The organism is Erythrobacter aurantius, from assembly GCF_023823125.1.
Lineage (GTDB): Bacteria > Pseudomonadota > Alphaproteobacteria > Sphingomonadales > Sphingomonadaceae > Erythrobacter > Erythrobacter aurantius.
In genome coordinates this window covers 1,768,265-1,787,749 of record NZ_CP090949.1, presented here as the reverse complement: position 1 = coordinate 1,787,749, position 19,485 = coordinate 1,768,265, and the positions used below count along the sequence as shown (strand labels likewise).

The window sequence follows — 19,485 nt, the reverse complement described above, 5'->3', positions numbered from 1 at the left end:
TGAACCTACAAATCAGCCGCGACCGATCAGTTCCTGCGCCATGCGATCGGCCACGACATCAGGCGAAGTCGCGCCCTGCTCGCTCGCCTGCCAGATGCGTTCGAGGCGGCCCGGAATCTGTTCGATCAGCGCATTGACCTCATCCACGCTGCCGGTGCGGCCTTCGCGCCGGGCAAGGTATTCGGTCGCCACAGAGATGATCCCGCCCGCGTTGATGACGTAATCGGGCGCGTAGAGAATGCCGCGTTCGAACAGCACCTGCCCGTGCGCGCTGCGCGCCAGCTGGTTGTTCGCTCCGCCCGCGACGATCTGTGTATCCAGCTTGGCGATGCTTTCCTCGTTCAGGATCGCACCCAGTGCATTCGGGCTGAACACGTCGCACGGCGTCGTCATGATCGCCTGCGGATCGACCACTTCCGCGCCCAGTTCCTGCGCCAGAGCGGTCACGCTGTCCTTGTTGATGTCGGCCAGTGTCAGCTTCGCGCCGTCCTTTGCCAGCAGGCGGGCAACCCCGCCACCGACGCTGCCGGTTCCCTGAAGCGCGACGCGCACCCCGGCCATGCTGTCCGTGCCGAGCCGGTGCTGCACCGCGGCCTTGATGCCGAGATAAATGCCATAGGAGGTGAACGGACCCGGATCGCCCCCGGCGCTGCCCTGCCCCGAGACGGGGAGGCCCGAAACATGCGAGGTGCGCTGCGAGACGGCGACCATGTCGGCTTCGCTGATGCCGACATCCTCTGCCGTGACATAGCGGCCATTCAGCCCTTCGACCGCGTCACCGAAAGCGGCGAGCAGTTCGGGTGTCTTGGTGCGGGCCTCGTCGGCAAGGATCACCGCCTTGCCCCCGCCCATCGGCAGGCCGGCCATCGCGTTCTTGTAGCTCATCCCGCGCGACAGGCGCAGCGCATCGCGCAGCCCGTCCTTGGGATTGGGATAATGCCAGAAGCGCGTTCCGCCAGCGCCCGGCCCGAGGTGCGAGGAGTGGACCGCGATAATCGCCGTCAGTCCCGATTCGCGATCGCGCACAAAGTGCACCATCTCGTGATCGTCAAAATCAGGCTCGGTCCAGAACGCGGTCATAGCAATGCCTCACAATGATGCGCGGCATTCCCGATGACGGTGACTGGAGGAAAATGGGGCGATCGACGGGGTTCGAACCCGCGACCTCCGGTACCACAAACCGGCGCTCTAACCAACTGAGCTACGATCGCCACATGCCCCACCCCAGCCCGGCCCTTCCGATCGAAAGGGCCTTCGCCTTGATGCGCGCAAGAGCGGCGGTTTACGCGGCTCTCACAGTCGGTCAAGGCCGCTGTGGACGGGCGCGAGCCTGTTGCACAAAGCGCGTTTCAAGAAAAGCGAAAACTGCGTGAAACGAGCTTCCACGCAAGAATATTACGCCTGCGTTTCATGGCTTGCCTCGCGGCGGGCCGTATTTAAGCTTCGCAGCATGGAAACACAGGCCGATTCTGTCCCCAGCAGGCTGAACCAGCGCGATGGCGTGCAGCGCGTGCCGCACCCCAAGATCGAGCTGTTCCAGCTGCGCCAGTTCATCTCGCCCGATCTGTGCGCCCGGCTGATCGAACTGATCGACAAGGATCGCCGCCCCTCCACCATCGCCGATGCCAATGGCGACGACTATTTCCGCACCAGCGAAACCTGTGATCTTTCTCGCAAGGATCCGTCCGTCCAGGAGCTCGAAGCCCTGTTCTTCGCATTGAACGGGATCGATCCGAAACTGGGCGAACCGGTGCAGGGCCAACGCTATGCGGTGGGGCAGGAATTCAAGGCGCACACCGATTACTTCACCCCCGGCGGCCCCGATTACGAACAATATTGCTCGCAAAGCGGGCAGCGCACCTGGACCTTCATGATCTACCTCAACGAAGTCGAGGCCGGCGGAGCGACCCGGTTCAAGGTGGTGGGGAAGACGTTCCAGCCCGAAACCGGGAAGCTTCTTTGCTGGAACAACGCACGGCCCGATGGCAGCGTCAATCCCAACACGCTGCACCACGGGATGAAGGTGCGACAGGGTGTGAAATATGTCATCACGAAATGGTATCGCGAACGCGAATGGCCGTGGTAAGGCCACCGCGATTCAGGCAGCAAGTTTGATTTTGCGCAAAGCGCCAATGTGTCCAATCAGTTAGACGGGTGATGAGGCAAGCGGCTGGGACCACCCCATTGCTCAGGTCTGCGGCGCTTGCCTCAACTGATCGGACTGTCTATTTTTCTGGGCGCGAAGGTCATCGGTAATGGGATAAACCCATGACATACTCGTCCAGCAACGGCTTGGTCGTTGCCGTCAGCAGCGACAACAAGCACCGCTTCAGCAAGCAGCCGGTGCGCAGCATCGAAATCCTCGCAGGGTTCGGTGTGCGAGGTGATGCCCATGGCGGAGACACCGTGCGACATCGAAGCCGTGTTGAGCAAGACCCGACCCAGCCGAACCTGCGGCAGGTGCATCTGATCCACGCCGAACTGCTCGAAGAACTCGATCGCAAAGGCTTCGAGGTAAACCCCGGCGATCTGGGTGAGAACATCACGACACGCGGGGTCGATCTTCTGCACCTTGGCCGCGATACGCTGCTGCGGATCGGGTCCGATGCGGTGCTGAGTGTGACGGGCTTGCGCAATCCCTGCGCGCAGGTGGATGAATTCGCTCCGGGACTGTTGGCCGAACTGGTTGAGAAAACCGGCGATCAGATTGTTCGAAAGGCCGGGATCATGTGCGTGGCTCTGCGCGGTGGCATTGTGCAACCGGGCGACGGAATCCATGTCGAACGCCCCGAGGGGCCACATATCCCGCTTGGTCGGGTCTGAGGCGGCTTCTTCGCAAAGAAAAAGGGCAGCCCCGTCGGACTGCCCTTCTCCAGCGCCCGAAGGCGCAAAGCTCGTGTGCCGCTTACTTCTTGAGAGTAAGACCGCCGAAGCGCTTGTTGAACGCAGCCACGCGGCCACCTTCCTGGATCTGTTGGCGACCGCCGGTCCATGCCGGGTGGCTCGTCGGGTCGATATCGAGAGCGAGAGTGTCGCCTTCGCTGCCCCAGGTAGAGCGGGTCTGGAATTCGGTGCCATCGGTCATCTTGACCGTGATCATGTGATAATCGGGGTGCCCTTCGGCTTTCATGTCTCTTGTCCTTGCTAGCTGGTGTCCGGTTCCGACCGGGCAAGCTGTGGTGCGGGAAAGCGCGCGCTCTAGTGTGGTTCCCTGAAAATAGCAAGCCTTGTGGCCCGCTGATTTCCTACTCGATGGCAGCACGGTATTACAGGCGCCGCTCTTTCCCATCGTCGTTCCAATTTCACCGCTCCAGACCCTGTCAGGGATGGAAGCGTGAAAAGTCACACTCGCGAGCCGTGAAGTCCCACTTTATATAATCTAATCAGGTACTTGCGGGAAGCGGGAATATTTTCAAACACCCGCCTTCACTGTTCCATCCATCCCCCTAGGCGGGCGGATCGGCGATCATCGCGGTGAACTCGGTCTCGCAAGTGGTCTTGCCTTCGACGCTGGCACGGCCCTTGAACTTGTAGATCGTGCGGCGCTGTTGGAGGAATTCGACCTCCAGATCGAGCAGGCAACCGGGTGTGACCGGTGAACGGAACTTGGCGCTCTCGATCCCCATGAAGATCACCAGCTTGCCCGTGCCCGAAAGCTCAAGCGTCTCGATGCCGAGAATCGCGGCGGCCTGCGCCAGCGCCTCGATCTGGAGCACGCCGGGCATGATAGGAGCGCCGGGGAAATGACCCTGGAAGAACTCCTCGTTCATGGTCACGGCCTTCACCGCATGGATGCGCTGGTTGAGGTGAAGCTCCTTCACCCGGTCAACCAGCAGCAACGGATAGCGGTGAGGCAGGGCCTTCAACACCTTGTGGATGTCATAGTCCGTGATCGGCGCAGCTGCGCTTGTTTCGTCGGTCATGCCCTGCCCCCGTATGCTTGCTTAGCGACCAGCCGGCGCCTGTTGCGGCTGCTGGCCCTGCTGTGCGGCCTGTTGCTGCTGGATCAGCTGCGCGGTGATCAGCGTCTGCTGGATTTCCTGGAACAGCTGCGCGGCGTTGCGGGTCGGGCGCCAATCGGCGGGCGGCACGATCGCGACTGAAGGCACCTTGGCATTGAGCGAGTTGACGATCAGCGGAGTGATGTCCGCGCCCTGCGCTGCAAACTGCAACGTGTCGGGCTGCATGACCATTACGATCTGCTGCTGCGTCGTGACTTCGGTCAGAGCTTCGGGATACTTCGCGAGGATCTGCTCGACCGCATAGATGCGCGCTGCGTTTACCTGCTGGTTCAGCGCACCGACTTCCTGTTCCAGCGTCTGAATCTGCTGGAAGTTGGGTGAGCTCTGCAGCGCAGGCAGTTCGGAATCGTCGAGCTGGCCGTCGCCATTGGCGTCGAACGGCTGCAACAGGGTGGTGAGCTGCTGCTGCTTGGTCTGGCGCTGCTCGATCTGCGCAGCATAGGTTGTGCCGACCTGCTCATAGGCGATGCGCAGCGCGTTGGTGCCAATGATGGCACGACCAATATCGGCGGTGGCCAGACGGCCATCGACCTGAGCCGTTGCGGGTGCAGCTGCGGCCAGCGCGCACAGCGCCAGGCCCGCCGGGGCGAGCATTTTGTTGAAGAGTTTCATCAGAATTGAGTTCCTACGTTGAACGTGAATGTCTGGTCATCATCGCCTTCGACCTTGCGGATCGTCTGGGCGAAGTCGATGCGGAACGGGCCAAAGGGCGAGTTCCAGTTAACCCCGATGCCCGCGGTGATACGCGGACTGGGCGAATCGCCGAGGAACACCTCGCGGATCGCGCTGCCCGGCCGGATCAGCCGGGTATTCGGGGTCACGCCATCGGCAGCGAACGGATCAGTTGTAAGCTGGCCGTCATCGATACCGATGAAGAGCGGGTTGCCGTCGGCGTCAATCTGCGGAATGCCGAGCGGATTGTCCTGCAGGACAGGCCGATCAACGCCCCAGAGCGCGCCGATATCAAGGAAGATCGATGGGCGCAGGCCAAGTTCACGCGCGCCCGTGCCGAGCGGCAATTCGAGCTCCGCGCGGCCGAGATAGTAATTGCGCCCGCCGATCGAGTCGTCGCGGATGGAGCGACGTTCGGTGATCAAGGTCGGGTTGCCATCATCGTCCAGCACGTTGTTGTTGGACTGGTCTAGGATGTACGGCTGCGTCAGAATGCGAGGACCGACGCCGCGGATCTCGAACCCGCGGAACTGCGGTTCGCCCAGGAAGAAACGATCCGTCAACAGGATGTCGTCAACCCCTGCGCCGCCACGGTCCTGAAGCGGAATGATCGTCCCGCCTTCCAGTGCGATCGAAAAGATGAAGCCCGAGTTGGCAACGTTCCAGAACTGCTGTCCGCGTCCGCGGAAACGCACATAACGCACATCGCCACCAAGCCCGGCGAACTCGGTGCTGAGCGTGATGTTGCGGCCACGGGTCGGGCGCAGGCGCGAGTTCAGCGAGTTATAGCTGACGCTGAGGCCGACGATCGAGCTGAGCCGGTTGCCCAGTGCATCACACAGGAAGCGGCCGGCGAGCAGCGGGTCACATTCGATATCGCCATCACCGTCGGTGTCCGAGAAGAACAGGTTCTCCGCAAGGCTCACTTCGTCGTAGTTCAGCGTATAGCTGCCGATCAGCGACATGTATTCAGTCAGCGGGACACCGACGCGGAACGAAGTCCCGGTGGTTGCCTGCTCGAATGTCGTGTTGCGCTGGCGGTTGGTGAAGTTGAAGCTGTTGAAGTCGCGCCGGTATATGTCTGCACCGGCCTGAATGTTGCGATCGAACACGTAGGGTTCAGTGAAGCTGACCTGTGCCGAACGCGAGAACTGCGAATAGTTGAGGCTCAGCCCGATGGTCTGTCCGCGTCCGCGGAAGTTACGCTGGCGGATGCTGCCTGCCAGAATGAACTGCTCGATGGACGAGAAACCGGCCGAGAACTGCAGTTCGCCGGTCGGCTGTTCTTCGACGTTGGCTTCAAGCACGATCCGGTCAGGCGCACTGCCTTCGACCTGAGCGACTTCGAAGTTTTCCTGGAAATAGCCCAGCGAGTTGATGCGCGCCGTGGTGCGCTGCACGCCCAGAGAGTTGAACGCATCGCCTTCGGACAGACGGAATTCGCGGCGGATCACCTTATCCTGGGTGAGCGTGTTGCCGTTCACATCGACGCGTTCGACATAAACGCGCGGGGCCTGACGCAGGATGAAGGTGATATCCATCGTCAGTTCGTCGGGATTGCGGTTGAAGCGCGGCTGCACGTCGGCAAAGGCATAGCCAAACCGGCCAGCCAGCTCAGTCAGCTGCTCGACAGTGTCCTCAACGCTTTTGGCGTTGTAGAAATCGCCGGTCTTCATCGCCAGACCGGCCTGAAGCGCATCGCTGTCGAAATCGCGCAGCTGGCTTTCCACTTCGACTTCGCCGAAGTTGTAGCGTTCGCCTTCCTCAACCACATAGGTGATGATGAAATCGCGCTGATCCGGGGTCAGTTCGGCAACAGCGGACACCACGCGGAAATCGGCATAGCCTTCGGTCAAATAGAACTGGCGAAGCTTCTGCTGGTCAAACGCCAAACGATCCGGATCGTAGCTGGTGTTGGAGCTGAAGAAGCGGAAGAAGCGCGACTGCTTCGTCACCATCTCGCTGCGCAGCTCGCTGTCGGAAAACACCTCGTTCCCGATGATGTTGATCTGGCGAACCTTGGACTTGGGGCCTTCGGTGATTTCGAAGACCACATCGACGCGGTTCTGCGGCAGTTGCACCATCTTCGGCTCAACCTGCGCGGCGAACCGGCCCTGGCGCTTGTACAGTTCCACAATGCGGGCAACGTCGGCGCGGACCTTGGAACGGGTGAAGATCTGGCGCGGTGCAAGGCGGATTTCGGGAAGGATCTTGTCCGCATCAAGCCGATCGTTCCCTTCGAGAACGATGCGGTTGATCACCGGGTTTTCGGTGACCGTGATAACGACATTGCCGTTGTCATTGCGGATCGAGAAATTCGCGAAAAGCTCGGTCGCGCCCAGATCCTTCAGCGCCTCGTCAGCGGCGGCGGAGGTGTATTCCTGGCCCACGCGCAGGCGAATGTACGAAAGGATCGTCGTCGGTTCGAGCCGCTCTGCCCCGGCCACGCTGATCGTGCGGATGACATTGGTCGATGCCGGCTGCGCTGGATTGGGCGCGGGTTGGCTCGCACCGGTCGAGGCAGTCCCTTCATCCTGTGCCAGAGCCGTATAAGGAACACCCGCCAGCATCGTCGCACCGGTAAGTGCCGTGGCAAGGCGCCGTGCTGCATTCTTGGATACCACAGGCCGCACGCCCGTTTCGCTGCATCGATTCATGGAATATGTGTTCCCGTCCAACCCGTAGTCTACCGCGCCTGCCCGGGGCGCAAAAACAAGGCCGTTAAGCCTCGCCAATCTAACTCTCCGTCGCCTCTGCCCGATGCGCGTGGCGCTGGTCAAGAAGCCATGCCGGTCATTGGACGAACAATGCCCGACAGTCCGTTGCGCCGATCTCGTCCAAGACACGCAAAACAGCGCGCCAAAGAGAAACCAGACCCCTGATTTAACTGCCGAAAAGCGGCAGCGAGATCACGTCATTCACGGTGACAATCACCATGAAGACGAGAACAATGCCGATACCGGTCCGGTATGCCCATTCCGTCGCCTGCGGACCAACCGGTTTGCGCCGGATCGCCTCGGCGGCGTAAAAGGCAAGATGCCCGCCATCGAGCGCGGGGATTGGCAAGAAGTTGATGAATGCCAAATTAAGCGAGATCAGCGCGGCAAAGTTGATGAAGGCCAGCAGGCCGAGGCTCAACTGCTCGCCAGAGAACTTGGCAATCTTTACCGGCCCGCCCAATTCCTTGATCGAACGTTCGCCAGTGATAATCTGACGGATGCCGGTGATCATCATGCCGGTGATGTCCCAGCAGCGCGCAACCGCCAGCGGAACAGACTCGAGCACGCCGACTTCTTCCAGCACATATTGCCCGCCATCCGGGCCTACGCCGATCCGGCCTAGCACGCTGACGTTGCCAAAACCGTCGGTTTCCTCGATCCGTGCTGTGGTCAGCGGGATGTCGAGTTTCGTGCCGTCACGTTCGACCGTGAAGACCATACGCTTGTCGGGGTGAAGCAGCACTTCGTTACGGATGGCATCGAAATTGGCGACCAAATCGCCATCGATCGCCACAATCGTATCGCCAATCTGCATCCCAGCGTCGCGCGCAACCGATTCTTCGGCAAATTCCCCGACAGTGCGCGAGTCCTCTGCGCCAACAATCGTCGGATTGCCGTAAATTACGAAAAATGCCGCAAAAATTCCGATGGCGACCAGCAAGTTCGTCACCGGTCCCGCCGCCACTATCAGAGCGCGCTTCCAAAGGGCGGCACCCTGAAAACTGCCCGGTTCGGCTGGTGCATCAGGATCAGGCACGCTCGCCGGATTCATATCGCCTTTGAACTGGACATATCCGCCCAGCGGCAAGGCGGAAATCCGCCAGCGCGTTCCCCGCTTGTCCGTCCAGCCAAAGATTTCACTGCCAAAGCCGATCGAAAACGCGTCGGCCTTCACGCCGAACCAGCGGCCGACCAGATAATGACCCAGTTCGTGCACAGTCACCAGCGGCCCCAACAACAGCAGGAACCCGGCGACGTACATCCAGAATGGGGGCGATTCAAACAAGTGCGGAACTCTCCAGTGCGGTGCGCGCGCGGGCACGCGCTTCTGCATCTATTGCGAGCACTTCTTCCAGCGTGCCCGGCGCGTGCGCCGTATAGCGCGCAAGTGTCTCCTGCGCCACTGCCGTAATGCGTGTGAACGCGATCTGACCGGACAGGAACGCTTCAACCGCGATTTCGTTCGCGGCGTTGAGGATTGCCGGTGCTGCCCCGCCCGCCTCGATCGCCTCGCGGCAAATGCGGGTTGCCGGGAACAGCTCCTCATTCGGGGCCTGAAACGTAAGCTCTCCGATGGCCGCCAGATCCAGCGGCGCAAGCGGCGTATCCATCCGTTCGGGCCATGCGAGACATGACGCAATCGGCACGCGCATATCCGAGGGGCCAAGCTGCGCCAGCACCGAACGGTCGCGATACTCCACCATCGAATGCACGATGCTTTGCGGGTGGACGATAATCTCGATGTTCTCCAGCCCCACCGGGAACAGGTGATGAGCTTCGATGAATTCGAGTCCCTTGTTCATCATCGTGGCGGAATCGATGGTAATCTTCGCGCCCATTTCCCAGTTGGGATGCTTCAACGCCTGCTCGCGCGTCACCGATTTGAGCGCTTGCGCATCCAGCGTGCGGAACGGCCCACCGCTGGCCGTGAGGATGATCCGCCTGACCTGCGCGATATCGTTTCCGGCGAGGCACTGGAAAATCGCGTTGTGTTCGGAATCGGTCGGCAACAGCGTCGCCCCGGCACGTTCGACCGCCGATTTCAGGATTTCGCCTGCCGAAACCAGCGCTTCCTTGTTGGCGAGTGCAATCGTCCCGCCGCGCTCGACAGCGGCCATAGTCGGCGCCAGCCCCGCGCAACCGACAATCGCGGCAACCGTCATATCGACAGGCCGGGCCGCGGCTTCGCAAAGCGCCTGTGCCCCACCCGCCGCCTCAATCCCCGTACCCTCAAGCGCGCTTCGCAGGTCGTCGAGACAGCTTTCCTCGCCCACCACAGCGATCTTCGCGTCGAACTCGATGGCAAGTGCCGCGAGCTCCTTCGCGCTACAATTGGCGGTGAGAGCCTCCACCTGCCAATCACCCCGATTGTGTCGGATCAGGTCCAGCGTCGAAGCGCCGATCGATCCGGTTGCACCAAGGAGTGAAAGCGTCCGCGCCATTGTCACACCTGTTGCAGATAGGCGGGAACCACCGCCATCAGAAACAGGATGAAGAACACGGCGATAAATCCGTCGAGCCGGTCAAAGATGCCGCCATGCCCCGGCATGATGCTGCCCGAATCCTTCACGCCAGCGCGGCGTTTCATCCAGCTTTCGAAGAAATCACCGCTTTGGGCGATAACCGCGATCAGGCATCCCGTGGTGATCGCGCTGCCCAGGCCGGTGAGATCAAAGCCAGGGATATAGCCCCCCGGCCCGATGTCGTAGAATTCGGCCCCGATGCAGACGAGCGATGCAGCCAATGCGCCGCCCAACAATCCCGCCCATGTCTTTGACGGGCTGACGGAGGGAAGAATGCGCGGCCCTCCGATCAGCCTGCCAGAGAAATAGGCGCCAACGTCGACTGCGACGATCGGGGCGATGAACACGACCATCACCGTGATCATGTCGTAATTGAAACGCACCTGCACCATGGCAAGCGCCGCCGCCCCGACATAGAGCGCCCCGATAAACTGCCACGCGATTTCGCCAGCTGCGGAAATGCCGAACTTGCTGACAATGGCGTTCCATTCCCACAGCACCAACCCAGCGAGCAACACCACAAAGCCGACCCAGAACCAACCACCCAGCCACAGCGCGATCATCGCCGCACCGGCGAATGCTACGGCCGAAACAAAGCGCACCAGCAGATCGCCCATGCCACCCGATGAAGGCGGCGTTGCGTCAATCTGGCTGTCAACGTCCACCATAGCGGCGCTCCCTTCGCGCAAAATCATCAAGCGCCTGAGCCAGATGCTCGGGCTTGAAATCCGGCCACAGCGTATCGACGAAAAGCATTTCGGCATAGGCCGCCTGCCACAGCAGGAAGTTCGACAAGCGGATTTCTCCACTGGTGCGGATCAGCAGATCGAGCGGCGGCAGATCATGCGTGTCGAGATGCTGCTCGATCGTTTGCGGGGTAACCTCTCCCGCCTGAGCAGCCTTTGCCGCTGCACGCGCGATTTCGTTCTGCGCCCCGTAATTCAGAGCCACTGCCAGCGTCTGACTGCCATTCGCGGTCTGTGCCAATGCGTCTTCGAGCATGGCGACAATATCAGGGGCGAGCGATTGCCAGTCGCCGATTATCTTGAGCTTCACATTATTGGCGACGAATTCGGCGAGGTCCGATTTGATGAACTTGCGCATCAGGTTCATCAGATCGTCGACTTCGTCCTCGGAACGTTTCCAGTTTTCCGAACTGAACGCATAGAGCGTCAGGCAGTCCAGCCCCATTGGCTCGAGCCCGCGCACCAGACGGCGCACGGCTTCGACCCCGCGTTGATGACCGACGGCACGCGGCAAAGCGCGCTTCTTGGCCCAGCGACCGTTGCCATCCATGATGATGGCAACATGCCGCGCACCGCCTTCGGAGCGCGCGTCTGATTTCACGGGGCCAGCGCCCATTCGGTCTCCCCTGCCCGAAAACCCGCCCTTACTGGGTCAGGATTTCCTGTTCTTTCTTGGCGGCTGCCTCGTCGGTTTCCGCGACATATTTGTCAGTCAGCTTCTGGACTTCGTCTTCCATCCGCTTGCGTTCGTCCTCGGAGATTTCCTTCTTCTTCTCGTCGTTCTTCAACGCTTCCATCCCATCGCGACGCACGTTGCGGATCGCGATCTTTGCCTGTTCGGCATATTGCCCTGCAAGCTTTGCCAAATCCTTGCGGCGTTCCTCGGTCAGGTCGGGCATCGGCAGGCGAAGCGTCTGGCCGTCGATCATCGGATTGAGGCCGAGGTTGGCCTTGGCAATGCCCTTTTCGACGGCGATCAGGTTCGATTTGTCCCACACCTGCACGCTCAGCATGCGCGGCTCCGGCGCGGAAACGGTCGCGACCTGATTGAGCGGCATCATCGCGCCATAGACTTCGACCATAACCGGATCGAGCAGGCTGGTGTTCGCGCGGCCGGTGCGCAGGCCCGAAAGGTCGCCCTTGAGGGATTCGACAGCGCCTTTCATGCGGCGTTCGATATCGGCCTTGTCATATTGCGGCATCGGTATTCAGTCCTTCTGTACAATCGTCTGTGTGCCCTCGCCGGAAAGGACGCGGGCCACGTTGCCTTTTTCACGGATGGAAAAGACCACTATCGGAATGTCGTTCTCTCGGCAAAGCGCGACTGCGGTGGCATCCATCACCTTGAGGTTTTGCGACAGCACGTGGTCGTATGTGATGGTTTCAAACCGGGTGGCGTCGGGGTTGTGCTTGGGATCGCTGTCATAGACCCCGTCAACGCTGGTGCCCTTTAGCAGCGCATCGCAGTTCATTTCGGCTGCCCGCAACGCAGCGCCGGTATCGGTGGTGAAAAACGGGTTGCCCGTTCCCGCGGCGAAGATCACGATCCGTCCTTTTTCAAGGTGCCGTTCAGCGCGCCTGCGGATGTAAGGCTCGCACACGGACGACATCGGGATCGCGCTCTGCACCCGCGTCTGGACGCCCAGCTGTTCCAGAGCGTTCTGCATTGCCAGCGCGTTCATCACCGTTGCCAGCATCCCCATGTAATCGCCGGTGGTGCGGTCCAGCCCCTTGGCAGCGGCGCTGATCCCGCGGAAGATGTTGCCCCCGCCGATCACCAGGCAGACCTCGATCCCGCTGTCCTTGGCCGCCTTCACCTCTTCGGCCAGCCGCGCGACATAGGCCGGGTCGATCCCGTATTCCTGTTCCCCCATCAGCACCTCGCCCGAGAGTTTGAGAAGAACGCGCTTGATCTGGGGCATAGGCATGGGTGAGATACGTCCGATTGGTTGTGAGGTGAGGTCCCCTTAGACAAGCTGTGATTGGCGCGCAAAGGGGAAAGATCAAGGGGGAGACGGGCAAATGGCAAAACGGATCATACTGGCGCTGCTGGCTGTAGTGGTGCTCGCAGGTGTTGCAGCGACAGTGTTTCAGCGCCAGCTGGGCGAGCGGCTGTTCGCCAGCGTCGCTGCAGATCGCATCGCTGCGCCGGGACTTGAGCTTGACGATGGCCTGCACCTGATCCTGTGCGGCACGGGGTCTCCCCTGCCCAATCCCGACCGCGCGGGGCCGTGCAATCTTGTGATTGCCGGCGATCAGGCGTTTGTCGTCGACATCGGCGAAGGCGGCTCACGCAACATCAACCTCATCGGCTTCGACATCACGACGCTCGATGCGCTGCTGCTGACCCATTACCATTCCGACCATGTCGATGGCATCGGCCCGCTTGCGCTGATGTACTGGACGCAAAGAGCCAGCACCGTGCCGCTTCCGGTGATCGGGCCGCAGGGTCTGGAACGGCTCGTCAACGGCTTCAACGAAGCCTACGCGCTCGACCACAGCTATCGCATCGCCCATCACGGGGTGGAGATTGTGCCCGAAACCGGCGGCGGCCTTGTCGCCAACCCGTTCGAGATCGCGGACGGTCCCGTCACCGTTCTGGATCGCGGCGGCCTGACGATCACCGCGTTCCTTGTCGATCATGATCCGGTCGCCCCTGCTGTCGGCTATCGCTTCGACTACAAGGGCCGATCCGTCGTCATCAGCGGCGATGCGGCGCGCAGCCCCCTGCTCGAACAAGTGGCCAAGGGCGCCGACATAATCGTCCACGATGCCCTGCAACCCAAGCTGGTCGGTCACATGACCACCGCGCTCGATTCTGCGGGGAACACCAATGTCGCAACCATCACCCGCGACATCCTCGACTATCACGCATCGCCCGAGGATGCCGCGACCAGCGCGCAGACCGCCGGGGCGAAAATGCTGGTGCTTTCCCACCTCGTCCCACCAATCCCCAACGCTTTCATCTATCCCGCTTTCCTCGGCGATGCGCCGGACATGTTCGACGGGGAGATCGTCGTCGGCGAAGACGGAATGGTGTTCTCCCTGCCTCCGGAAGGCGATGCGATCAGCCGGTCAGAAGCGATGTGAGGAGGCTTGTGTGGAACACCGAAGCCGGTGCTTTGAAAAAATAGATTTCCCCTATTTCATATTCTTTTCCGCTACTTACGCAAACGCGGTGTGACTTTCCGAAAAAGCCGACCCCGGCAGCCGCACGGCTTGAACCCGACGATGTGAAAGAACCGCCCGTGCAATACCGCAGCCCGGCGAAGTAGGAAAATCGCGCGTCCCGCATTGCTATCGCAGGCGCTTCCCCGGCAAAGGCATGACATGAACGCATTCATCGTGGCCCTGATGCGCAGCCCTTGGGTCAGAACCCTGCTGGCCCTTGGCGTGCTGCTGACCATCATTCTTGCGGCCAAGGCGTGGCACGACACCATGCGCGATCCCGTGATCGAGCGACTGGTGATCGAAAGCGAGCGCCTCCCCGCCGGATCACCGCCCTTCGCCATCGCCTTCATTGCCGACATCCACGTGGCCGGGCCGGACATGCCGCCAGAACGGCTGGAACGGATCGTCGCACAGATCAACGCGACGCGGCCCGATCTGGTCGCCATCGCCGGCGATTTCATCAGTGAGAAGCGCAGCGCGACCCGGCACTATTCCGCCGCCGAAACCATCGCTCCGCTCGCGGCATTGCAGGCAAGGCACGGTATCGTCGTGGTGCCGGGCAATCACGATCACTGGTTCGACTGGCCTGCGTTGAAGACGCAGCTCCAACGCCTGCGCAACGTCACCTTGCTGGAGAACGAGGCCGCGCAGCTCGGCCCGGTCGCCATCGGCGGGGTGGATGATGATTTCACCGGGCAGGCCGATGTCGCAAGGACACAGGCGGCACTTCTGCCCCTGAACGGCCCGCGCATCTGGCTGTCGCACAGCCCGGACATCTTCCCGTCGGTCCCGGTCGGTGCCGATCTGGTGCTGGCCGGGCACACCCATTGCGGGCAGATCGCCTACCCCTGGGGCGGATCGCCCGCGACCATGTCCGACTATGGCGAGACTTACGCCTGCGGAGTGAAGCAATTGCATGGCAAGACGCTGGTAACGACAGCCGGGCTTGGCACCAGCCTGCTGCCGATCCGCCTGTTCACCCAGCCGGAAATCTGGGTAGTGGAGCTGCGGCCCGCCACCTGAGATCATAGATCGCTCAAGGTCAGCTCCGGTTCAGCCCTCGGCCCTATTTACGCCTGCGCATCTTGGGTGGAGAGATTGGGATGATGCATCGCGTTTGGTCTGGTTTGGCACTATTGGCGGTTCTGATCATTCCGCCTACCGCGCAGGCGCAGATGGCGCCCGAGGCCGCTGCCGCCATACAGCGCCCGGTTACCGTCGAGCGCGCCAACACGGTCGAGACTATCGCGCTGGTCCCACATATGGGCAAATACGCCATCCGCGCGGGCGTCAACGGCGAGGAGCGCAGCTTCGTTTTCGATACCGGCTCACCGACTCTGATCTCGCGCGCATTTGCCGAGACGCTCAACCTCAAGGTGATCGGAACCAACACCGGGCGCGACGCCAATGGGCGCGCGGTGACGACCGATATCGCGTTGGTCGAGCGGTTGACCATCGGCGGGCTGACTTTCACCGATGTCCCGGTCCTGATCGCCGACTTCAGCGCCGCCGATCCGGGGCGCTGCTTCTTCGATGGCGGGGTTATCGGGTCGGAGATATTCCCCGGAAGCGTATGGCACTTTGACGCCGAGGCGCAGGAATTGAGGATCGCAGCCTCGCTCGGGGACATCGATCTAGAGGACACCGGACCCGCCCCGTTCGAATCCGAGCTTTTCATCGGCGGCTACCCCTACGCGCCGGTGTTCGCCTACAGCTTCGGCAGCTTCCGCGACCGCGCGCTTTTCGATACCGGGAGTTCGGACACGGTGACGCTGTTCGAGCGGGTGCTCGGCGACGAGCAGGTGCAGAAGGCGCTTGTTTCCGGCAGCATGGCAAAGGGGCGCGGCTCGCAAGGTGTTTCGGCAGGCGGCGCGGGGGCCGTGACCGACCTGCGGCGATTTAACCTGTCAGGCTTCACAATCGGCGCGCCTTTCCCCACCCTTCCTGCGACCACCCGCAATGCGCCGCCCACGTTGATCGGTCTGGGGATGCTCGACCGCTACGACGTGACGCTCGATTATCCCGGCAAGCGGATGCTGCTGCGTGAGCGCTCGCACCCGGCGACGCCCAAGGCGCATCCCGGCTATGCGATCAGCATGATCGATGGCACGGCCAGGGTGGTGCAACTCTACGCAGGCTCCCCTGCCGAGCAGGCTGGATTGAGGCTGGGCGACGAGGTGGCGGCGATTGACGGACGCGCGCTGACCGATCCCGCGCAGCAATGTGAGGCGATGCGGTGGCTGATCGAGGATCGTCCCGCAGACACCGCCCGCGTGCTATCGGTGCTGCGCGATGGCGAGGTCGTTGCGCTGTCCTTGGCCGCGCAATGAAAAAGGCCGCCGCAGGTCTTCCTGCGCCGGCCTTTTATTTTGTTTGAAGTCGGTTAGGACTTAGCCAGCGACAGCGGCTGCCACTTCTGCGGCAAAGTCACTTTCTTCCTTCTCGATGCCTTCGCCCAGCTGGAAGCGGACGTAGTCGGTCAGCTGCACGCTGCCGCCGTTGTCCTTGCCGAACTTGGCAACCACGGCTTCGACGGTGCTCTTGTTGTCCATCACGAACATCTGGCTGAGCAGCGCGTTTTCCTTGGCGAACTTGGCAATTGCGCCATCGACCATCTTGGCCTGCACTTCGGCCGGCTTGCCGCTTTCGGCAGCCTTTTCCGCAGCGATTGCACGTTCACGCGCGATCACTTCGGGGTCCAGCCCTTCGGCGTTCAGAGCCATCGGGAACATCGAAGCGATGTGCATGGCCAGCTGCTTGCCGAACGGTTCGAGCACGTCGGCAGCCAGATCGCTCTCAAGCGCGACGAGAACGCCGATCTTGCCGAGGCCTTCGGCAGCGGCGTTGTGGACGTAGGAAACGACCGCGCCCGAGCCGACCGAAACGGTCTTGATGCGACGGATCTGCTGGTTTTCGCCGATGGTGGCGACGTTGTCGGTCAGCTTGTCGCCAACGGTGCCGCCGTCGGGATAGGCAGCGCCCTTGAGCGCTTCGACGTCGTCGCTGTCGATCGTCAGCGCCGCAGCGGTGGTCTTGCGGACGAAATCCTGGAACTTGTCGTTCTTGGCGACGAAGTCGGTTTCCGAGTTGACTTCGACAGCCACGCCAGCGGTGCCTTCGACGGCGACGCCGACGAGGCCTTCAGCCGCGGTGCGGCTCGACTTCTTCTGAGCGGTGGCGAGGCCCTTGGCGCGCAGAGCGTCAACGGCGGCTTCGATATCGCCCCCTGCTTCGGCGAGCGCCTTCTTGGCGTCCATCATACCTGCGCCGGTCTTTTCGCGCAGCTTCTTCACATCGGCGACGGTGAAATCGGCCATGGGAAATTCCTTCTAATAGGGTTTTGGGCGCCGGGACCGCCCAAGAATGGGTTGCGGATGCCCGGCGCGCTAGTCTTCAATTGTGACGCGCGGGTTGCGCGCGCCGCATTACGAAACGGATCAGGCTTCTTCAGCAGTCGCTTCTTCAGCCGGAGCTTCAGCGGTCGGTTCAGCCGGCGGAGTTTCCATCGCGCCGAAATCTTCGCCCGAGGCCTGCACCGCGCCGCCCTTGCCCGCGATGGCGGCATCGCCGATCGCCTGGCAGTACAGACGCACCGCACGCGCCGCATCGTCATTACCCGGAACCGGGAATGCGATGCCGGTCGGATCGGTGTTGGTGTCGAGCACCGCGATCACCGGAATGCCGAGCACGGCTGCTTCCTTGATGGCGAGGTCTTCCTTGTTGGCGTCGATCACGAACATCACGTCCGGAATGCCGCCCATGTCACGGATACCGCCGAGCGAGAGTTCGAGCTTGTCACGCTCACGGGTGAGCTGGAGGACTTCCTTCTTGGTGAAGCCGCTGGTGTCGCCCGAAAGCTGCTCTTCAAGGGTCTTGAGACGCTTGATCGAACCGCTGATCGTCTTCCAGTTGGTGAGCATGCCGCCCAGCCAGCGGTGGTTGACGAAGTGCTGGCCCGACATGCGGGCTGCTTCGGCGATCGGCTCCTGCGCCTGACGCTTGGTGCCGACGAACAGCACCTTGCCGCCTGCGCGGACAGTCTGCTCGACGAAATCGAGCGCGCGCGCGAACAGCGGCACGGTCTGCGACAGGTCGATGATGTGAACACCGTTGCGGGCGCCGAAGATGTACGGCTTCATCCGCGGGTTCCAGCGGTGGGTCTGGTGGCCGAAGTGTGCGCCGGCCTCGATCAATTGCTGCATGGTGACGGTAGTGGCCGCCATAGGTATTTCCTTTCCGGTTGTTCCTCTGGAAAGCATGGAACCGACCTGCGGAGATCCCGCGGGCAGCACCGGTATGTTGCGCCTTCCATGTGAATTTCGCTGATTCGCCGCCGAATGATTCGGAACGGGCCATCAACGAGGTCGCGCCATTAGCCGCCTTCCTCCACAAAATCTAGTGCCAAACGCCGCTTTGGAACACAAGTGGAACAAACTTCTTGACTAAGTGGAACACCTGGGGAACAAAGTGATCAGAACAAACGCTGAACGTCGGATACGGAGACCTTCGAGATGATCGCCACGATTGCCACCTGCCTGCTAATTCTCGCGACCATCGCCACGGCTCTCAGCCTGCTGGACAGCTGGCTGCGCGGGAAAGCGGCCTATCGCGCGGTGAAGCGCGAACAGGCCTTGCTGCGCGCCGGGTTCGTCCCGCAGGTTCACGCGCATGAAGTTCGCCTGCGCCGCCCGGCCCGCCGGACTCTGGCAGCCGCCACGCGCCCCTATGCGCGCCGCCTTCCCCTGCCCGTCACTCAGATTGCTGGCTGATCGCCGCCTCTGCCCGGCGCCGCTTGATCTTGCCGTATTTGATCAACGCATAGGGCATCAACGCCAGATAGACCGCGCTGATCGCGGTCAGCGTCCACCACGGCTCCAGCAGCAAGGCCGCAAACGCCATGGCCGAGAACGCAAGCAGCGGCAGGCGCACATCGCGGCGCGGCCTGATCGCCGTCCAGCTTAGCGTTGCCATGTTCGAAATCAGCAGGATCGCGATCACCGCCAACCAGATTGCCAGGATCACCGGATCGCGGAAGATATCCATTCCCGTCTCGATCCAGAGATAGCACGGTGTGAACGCCAGCCCTGCTCCGACAGGCGCGGGAACCCCGGTCAGGAAACCGGCGGATTTGTGCGGCTGGTCCTCAACATCGATCCGCGCATTGAAGCGAGCGAGCCGCAGCGCGCAGCAGATCGCGAAGGCGAGCGCGGCAAACCACCCGAACCGGGGCAAATCCTGCAAGGACCACATGTAGAGGATCAGCGCAGGCGCCATCCCGAAAGACAGCGAATCCGCCAGACTGTCCAGCTCCGCACCAAAGCGCGATTGCGCATTGAGCAGCCGCGCGATCCGTCCGTCGATCCCGTCCAGCACGCCCGCCAGCGCCACCGCCAGCACGGCATAGGCCCACTGCTCCTCAATCGCGAAACGAACGCCCGTAAGCCCCGCGCACAGCGCCGCCGCGGTGATCGCATTGGGCAGCATCGCCCGCAGGCTCAGCCCGCGTCCGTCGGTCGCTTCCTTCGAGTCCTCGTCCTCAGCCGCCTTCGGGCCGACCCGGGCGGGCAATTGCGGCTTGAACCGGGAGATGGAGCGCTTCTTCAATGGAACGTCCTGCAATCCTGCGCGCGAC

The 19,485-nt window shown here is 61.9% G+C and carries 20 protein-coding genes and 1 tRNA gene; 6 read left to right on the top strand and 15 right to left on the bottom strand.

The genetic code is table 11. The features are described 5' to 3' along the window. Nucleotides 1-12: 12 nt before the first annotated feature. Nucleotides 13-1,080 carry a Leu/Phe/Val dehydrogenase gene (locus L1K66_RS08520; protein WP_252257483.1) on the bottom strand — a complete coding sequence of 356 codons (1,068 nt, stop codon included), beginning with the start codon at nt 1,078-1,080 and terminating at the stop codon, nt 13-15. Nucleotides 1,081-1,134: 54 nt separating this feature from the next. Further along, a tRNA-His gene (locus tag L1K66_RS08515) sits at nt 1,135-1,211 on the bottom strand. A 239-nt stretch (nt 1,212-1,450) separates the two neighbouring features. Here L1K66_RS08515 and L1K66_RS08510 point away from each other — a divergent pair. Next, nucleotides 1,451-2,086: a prolyl hydroxylase family protein gene (locus tag L1K66_RS08510; protein ID WP_252257482.1), complete on the top strand. Its 636-nt coding sequence runs from the start codon at nt 1,451-1,453 to the stop codon at nt 2,084-2,086. A 182-nt stretch (nt 2,087-2,268) separates the two neighbouring features. Beyond that, nucleotides 2,269-2,823 carry an MOSC domain-containing protein gene (locus L1K66_RS08505; RefSeq protein WP_252257481.1) on the top strand — a complete coding sequence of 185 codons (555 nt, stop codon included), beginning with the start codon at nt 2,269-2,271 and terminating at the stop codon, nt 2,821-2,823. Nucleotides 2,824-2,905: 82 nt separating this feature from the next. Here the strand turns inward: L1K66_RS08505 and rpmE are convergent, their stop codons facing one another. The 10 genes from rpmE to pyrH all read right to left on the bottom strand — a co-directional run bounded on the left by rpmE (nt 2,906) and on the right by pyrH (nt 12,610). Beyond that, nucleotides 2,906-3,130 carry a 50S ribosomal protein L31 gene (rpmE, locus tag L1K66_RS08500; RefSeq protein WP_034952995.1) on the bottom strand — a complete coding sequence of 75 codons (225 nt, stop codon included), beginning with the start codon at nt 3,128-3,130 and terminating at the stop codon, nt 2,906-2,908. A 316-nt stretch (nt 3,131-3,446) separates the two neighbouring features. After that, the gene (fabZ, locus tag L1K66_RS08495; RefSeq protein WP_051699655.1) at nt 3,447-3,923 is read right to left on the bottom strand and encodes a 3-hydroxyacyl-ACP dehydratase FabZ; all 477 of its coding nucleotides are present in this window, start codon (nt 3,921-3,923) and stop codon (nt 3,447-3,449) included. 21 nt (nt 3,924-3,944) lie between these two features. Next, nucleotides 3,945-4,634 (bottom strand): OmpH family outer membrane protein, encoded by a 690-nt coding sequence (locus L1K66_RS08490; RefSeq protein WP_034952993.1) that lies wholly within the window; start codon nt 4,632-4,634, stop codon nt 3,945-3,947. After that, nucleotides 4,634-7,351 carry an outer membrane protein assembly factor BamA gene (bamA, locus tag L1K66_RS08485; RefSeq protein WP_407931937.1) on the bottom strand — a complete coding sequence of 906 codons (2,718 nt, stop codon included), beginning with the start codon at nt 7,349-7,351 and terminating at the stop codon, nt 4,634-4,636. Before bamA ends, L1K66_RS08490 begins: the two co-directional genes overlap by 1 nt. A 226-nt stretch (nt 7,352-7,577) precedes the next feature. Next, on the bottom strand, nt 7,578-8,699 hold the full coding sequence (gene rseP, locus L1K66_RS08480) for an RIP metalloprotease RseP (protein ID WP_252257480.1): 1,122 nt from the start codon (nt 8,697-8,699) through the stop codon (nt 7,578-7,580). Continuing rightward, the gene (dxr, locus tag L1K66_RS08475; RefSeq protein ID WP_252257479.1) at nt 8,692-9,855 is read right to left on the bottom strand and encodes a 1-deoxy-D-xylulose-5-phosphate reductoisomerase; all 1,164 of its coding nucleotides are present in this window, start codon (nt 9,853-9,855) and stop codon (nt 8,692-8,694) included. Before dxr ends, rseP begins: the two co-directional genes overlap by 8 nt. Before the next feature lie 2 nt (nt 9,856-9,857). Further along, nucleotides 9,858-10,604, bottom strand: coding sequence for a phosphatidate cytidylyltransferase (locus L1K66_RS08470; RefSeq protein ID WP_252257478.1), 747 nt, complete (start codon nt 10,602-10,604; stop codon nt 9,858-9,860). Then, nucleotides 10,591-11,298 (bottom strand): polyprenyl diphosphate synthase, encoded by a 708-nt coding sequence (uppS, locus tag L1K66_RS08465; protein ID WP_252257477.1) that lies wholly within the window; start codon nt 11,296-11,298, stop codon nt 10,591-10,593. Before uppS ends, L1K66_RS08470 begins: the two co-directional genes overlap by 14 nt. 28 nt (nt 11,299-11,326) lie before the next feature. Continuing rightward, nucleotides 11,327-11,884, bottom strand: coding sequence for a ribosome recycling factor (gene frr / locus L1K66_RS08460; RefSeq protein ID WP_252257476.1), 558 nt, complete (start codon nt 11,882-11,884; stop codon nt 11,327-11,329). Nucleotides 11,885-11,890: 6 nt separating this feature from the next. Further along, nucleotides 11,891-12,610, bottom strand: coding sequence for a UMP kinase (pyrH, locus tag L1K66_RS08455; RefSeq protein WP_034952982.1), 720 nt, complete (start codon nt 12,608-12,610; stop codon nt 11,891-11,893). Between the two features lie 94 nt (nt 12,611-12,704). Between pyrH and L1K66_RS08450 the strand changes: the two genes are divergently transcribed. From L1K66_RS08450 to L1K66_RS08440, 3 genes are all read left to right on the top strand, one after another. After that, the gene (locus L1K66_RS08450; RefSeq protein ID WP_252257475.1) at nt 12,705-13,772 is read left to right on the top strand and encodes an MBL fold metallo-hydrolase; all 1,068 of its coding nucleotides are present in this window, start codon (nt 12,705-12,707) and stop codon (nt 13,770-13,772) included. 240 nt (nt 13,773-14,012) lie between these two features. After that, nucleotides 14,013-14,876 (top strand): metallophosphoesterase, encoded by an 864-nt coding sequence (locus L1K66_RS08445; protein ID WP_252257474.1) that lies wholly within the window; start codon nt 14,013-14,015, stop codon nt 14,874-14,876. An 80-nt stretch (nt 14,877-14,956) separates the two neighbouring features. Continuing rightward, the gene (locus L1K66_RS08440; protein ID WP_252257473.1) at nt 14,957-16,183 is read left to right on the top strand and encodes an aspartyl protease family protein; all 1,227 of its coding nucleotides are present in this window, start codon (nt 14,957-14,959) and stop codon (nt 16,181-16,183) included. Between the two features lie 60 nt (nt 16,184-16,243). Here L1K66_RS08440 and tsf read toward each other — a convergent pair whose 3' ends face one another. Then, nucleotides 16,244-17,170, bottom strand: a complete 927-nt coding sequence (gene tsf, locus L1K66_RS08435; protein WP_252257472.1) for a translation elongation factor Ts — start codon at nt 17,168-17,170, stop codon at nt 16,244-16,246. Nucleotides 17,171-17,290: 120 nt separating this feature from the next. Then, on the bottom strand, nt 17,291-18,076 hold the full coding sequence (rpsB, locus tag L1K66_RS08430; protein ID WP_034952974.1) for a 30S ribosomal protein S2: 786 nt from the start codon (nt 18,074-18,076) through the stop codon (nt 17,291-17,293). Nucleotides 18,077-18,364: 288 nt separating this feature from the next. Here rpsB and L1K66_RS08425 point away from each other — a divergent pair, with 288 nt between their 5' ends. Then, the gene (locus tag L1K66_RS08425; protein ID WP_252257471.1) at nt 18,365-18,622 is read left to right on the top strand and encodes a hypothetical protein; all 258 of its coding nucleotides are present in this window, start codon (nt 18,365-18,367) and stop codon (nt 18,620-18,622) included. Here the strand turns inward: L1K66_RS08425 and L1K66_RS08420 are convergent. Then, nucleotides 18,603-19,457, bottom strand: a complete 855-nt coding sequence (locus L1K66_RS08420; RefSeq protein WP_407931936.1) for a CDP-alcohol phosphatidyltransferase family protein — start codon at nt 19,455-19,457, stop codon at nt 18,603-18,605. The genes L1K66_RS08425 and L1K66_RS08420 overlap by 20 nt on opposite strands. Nucleotides 19,458-19,485: the final 28 nt, after the last annotated feature.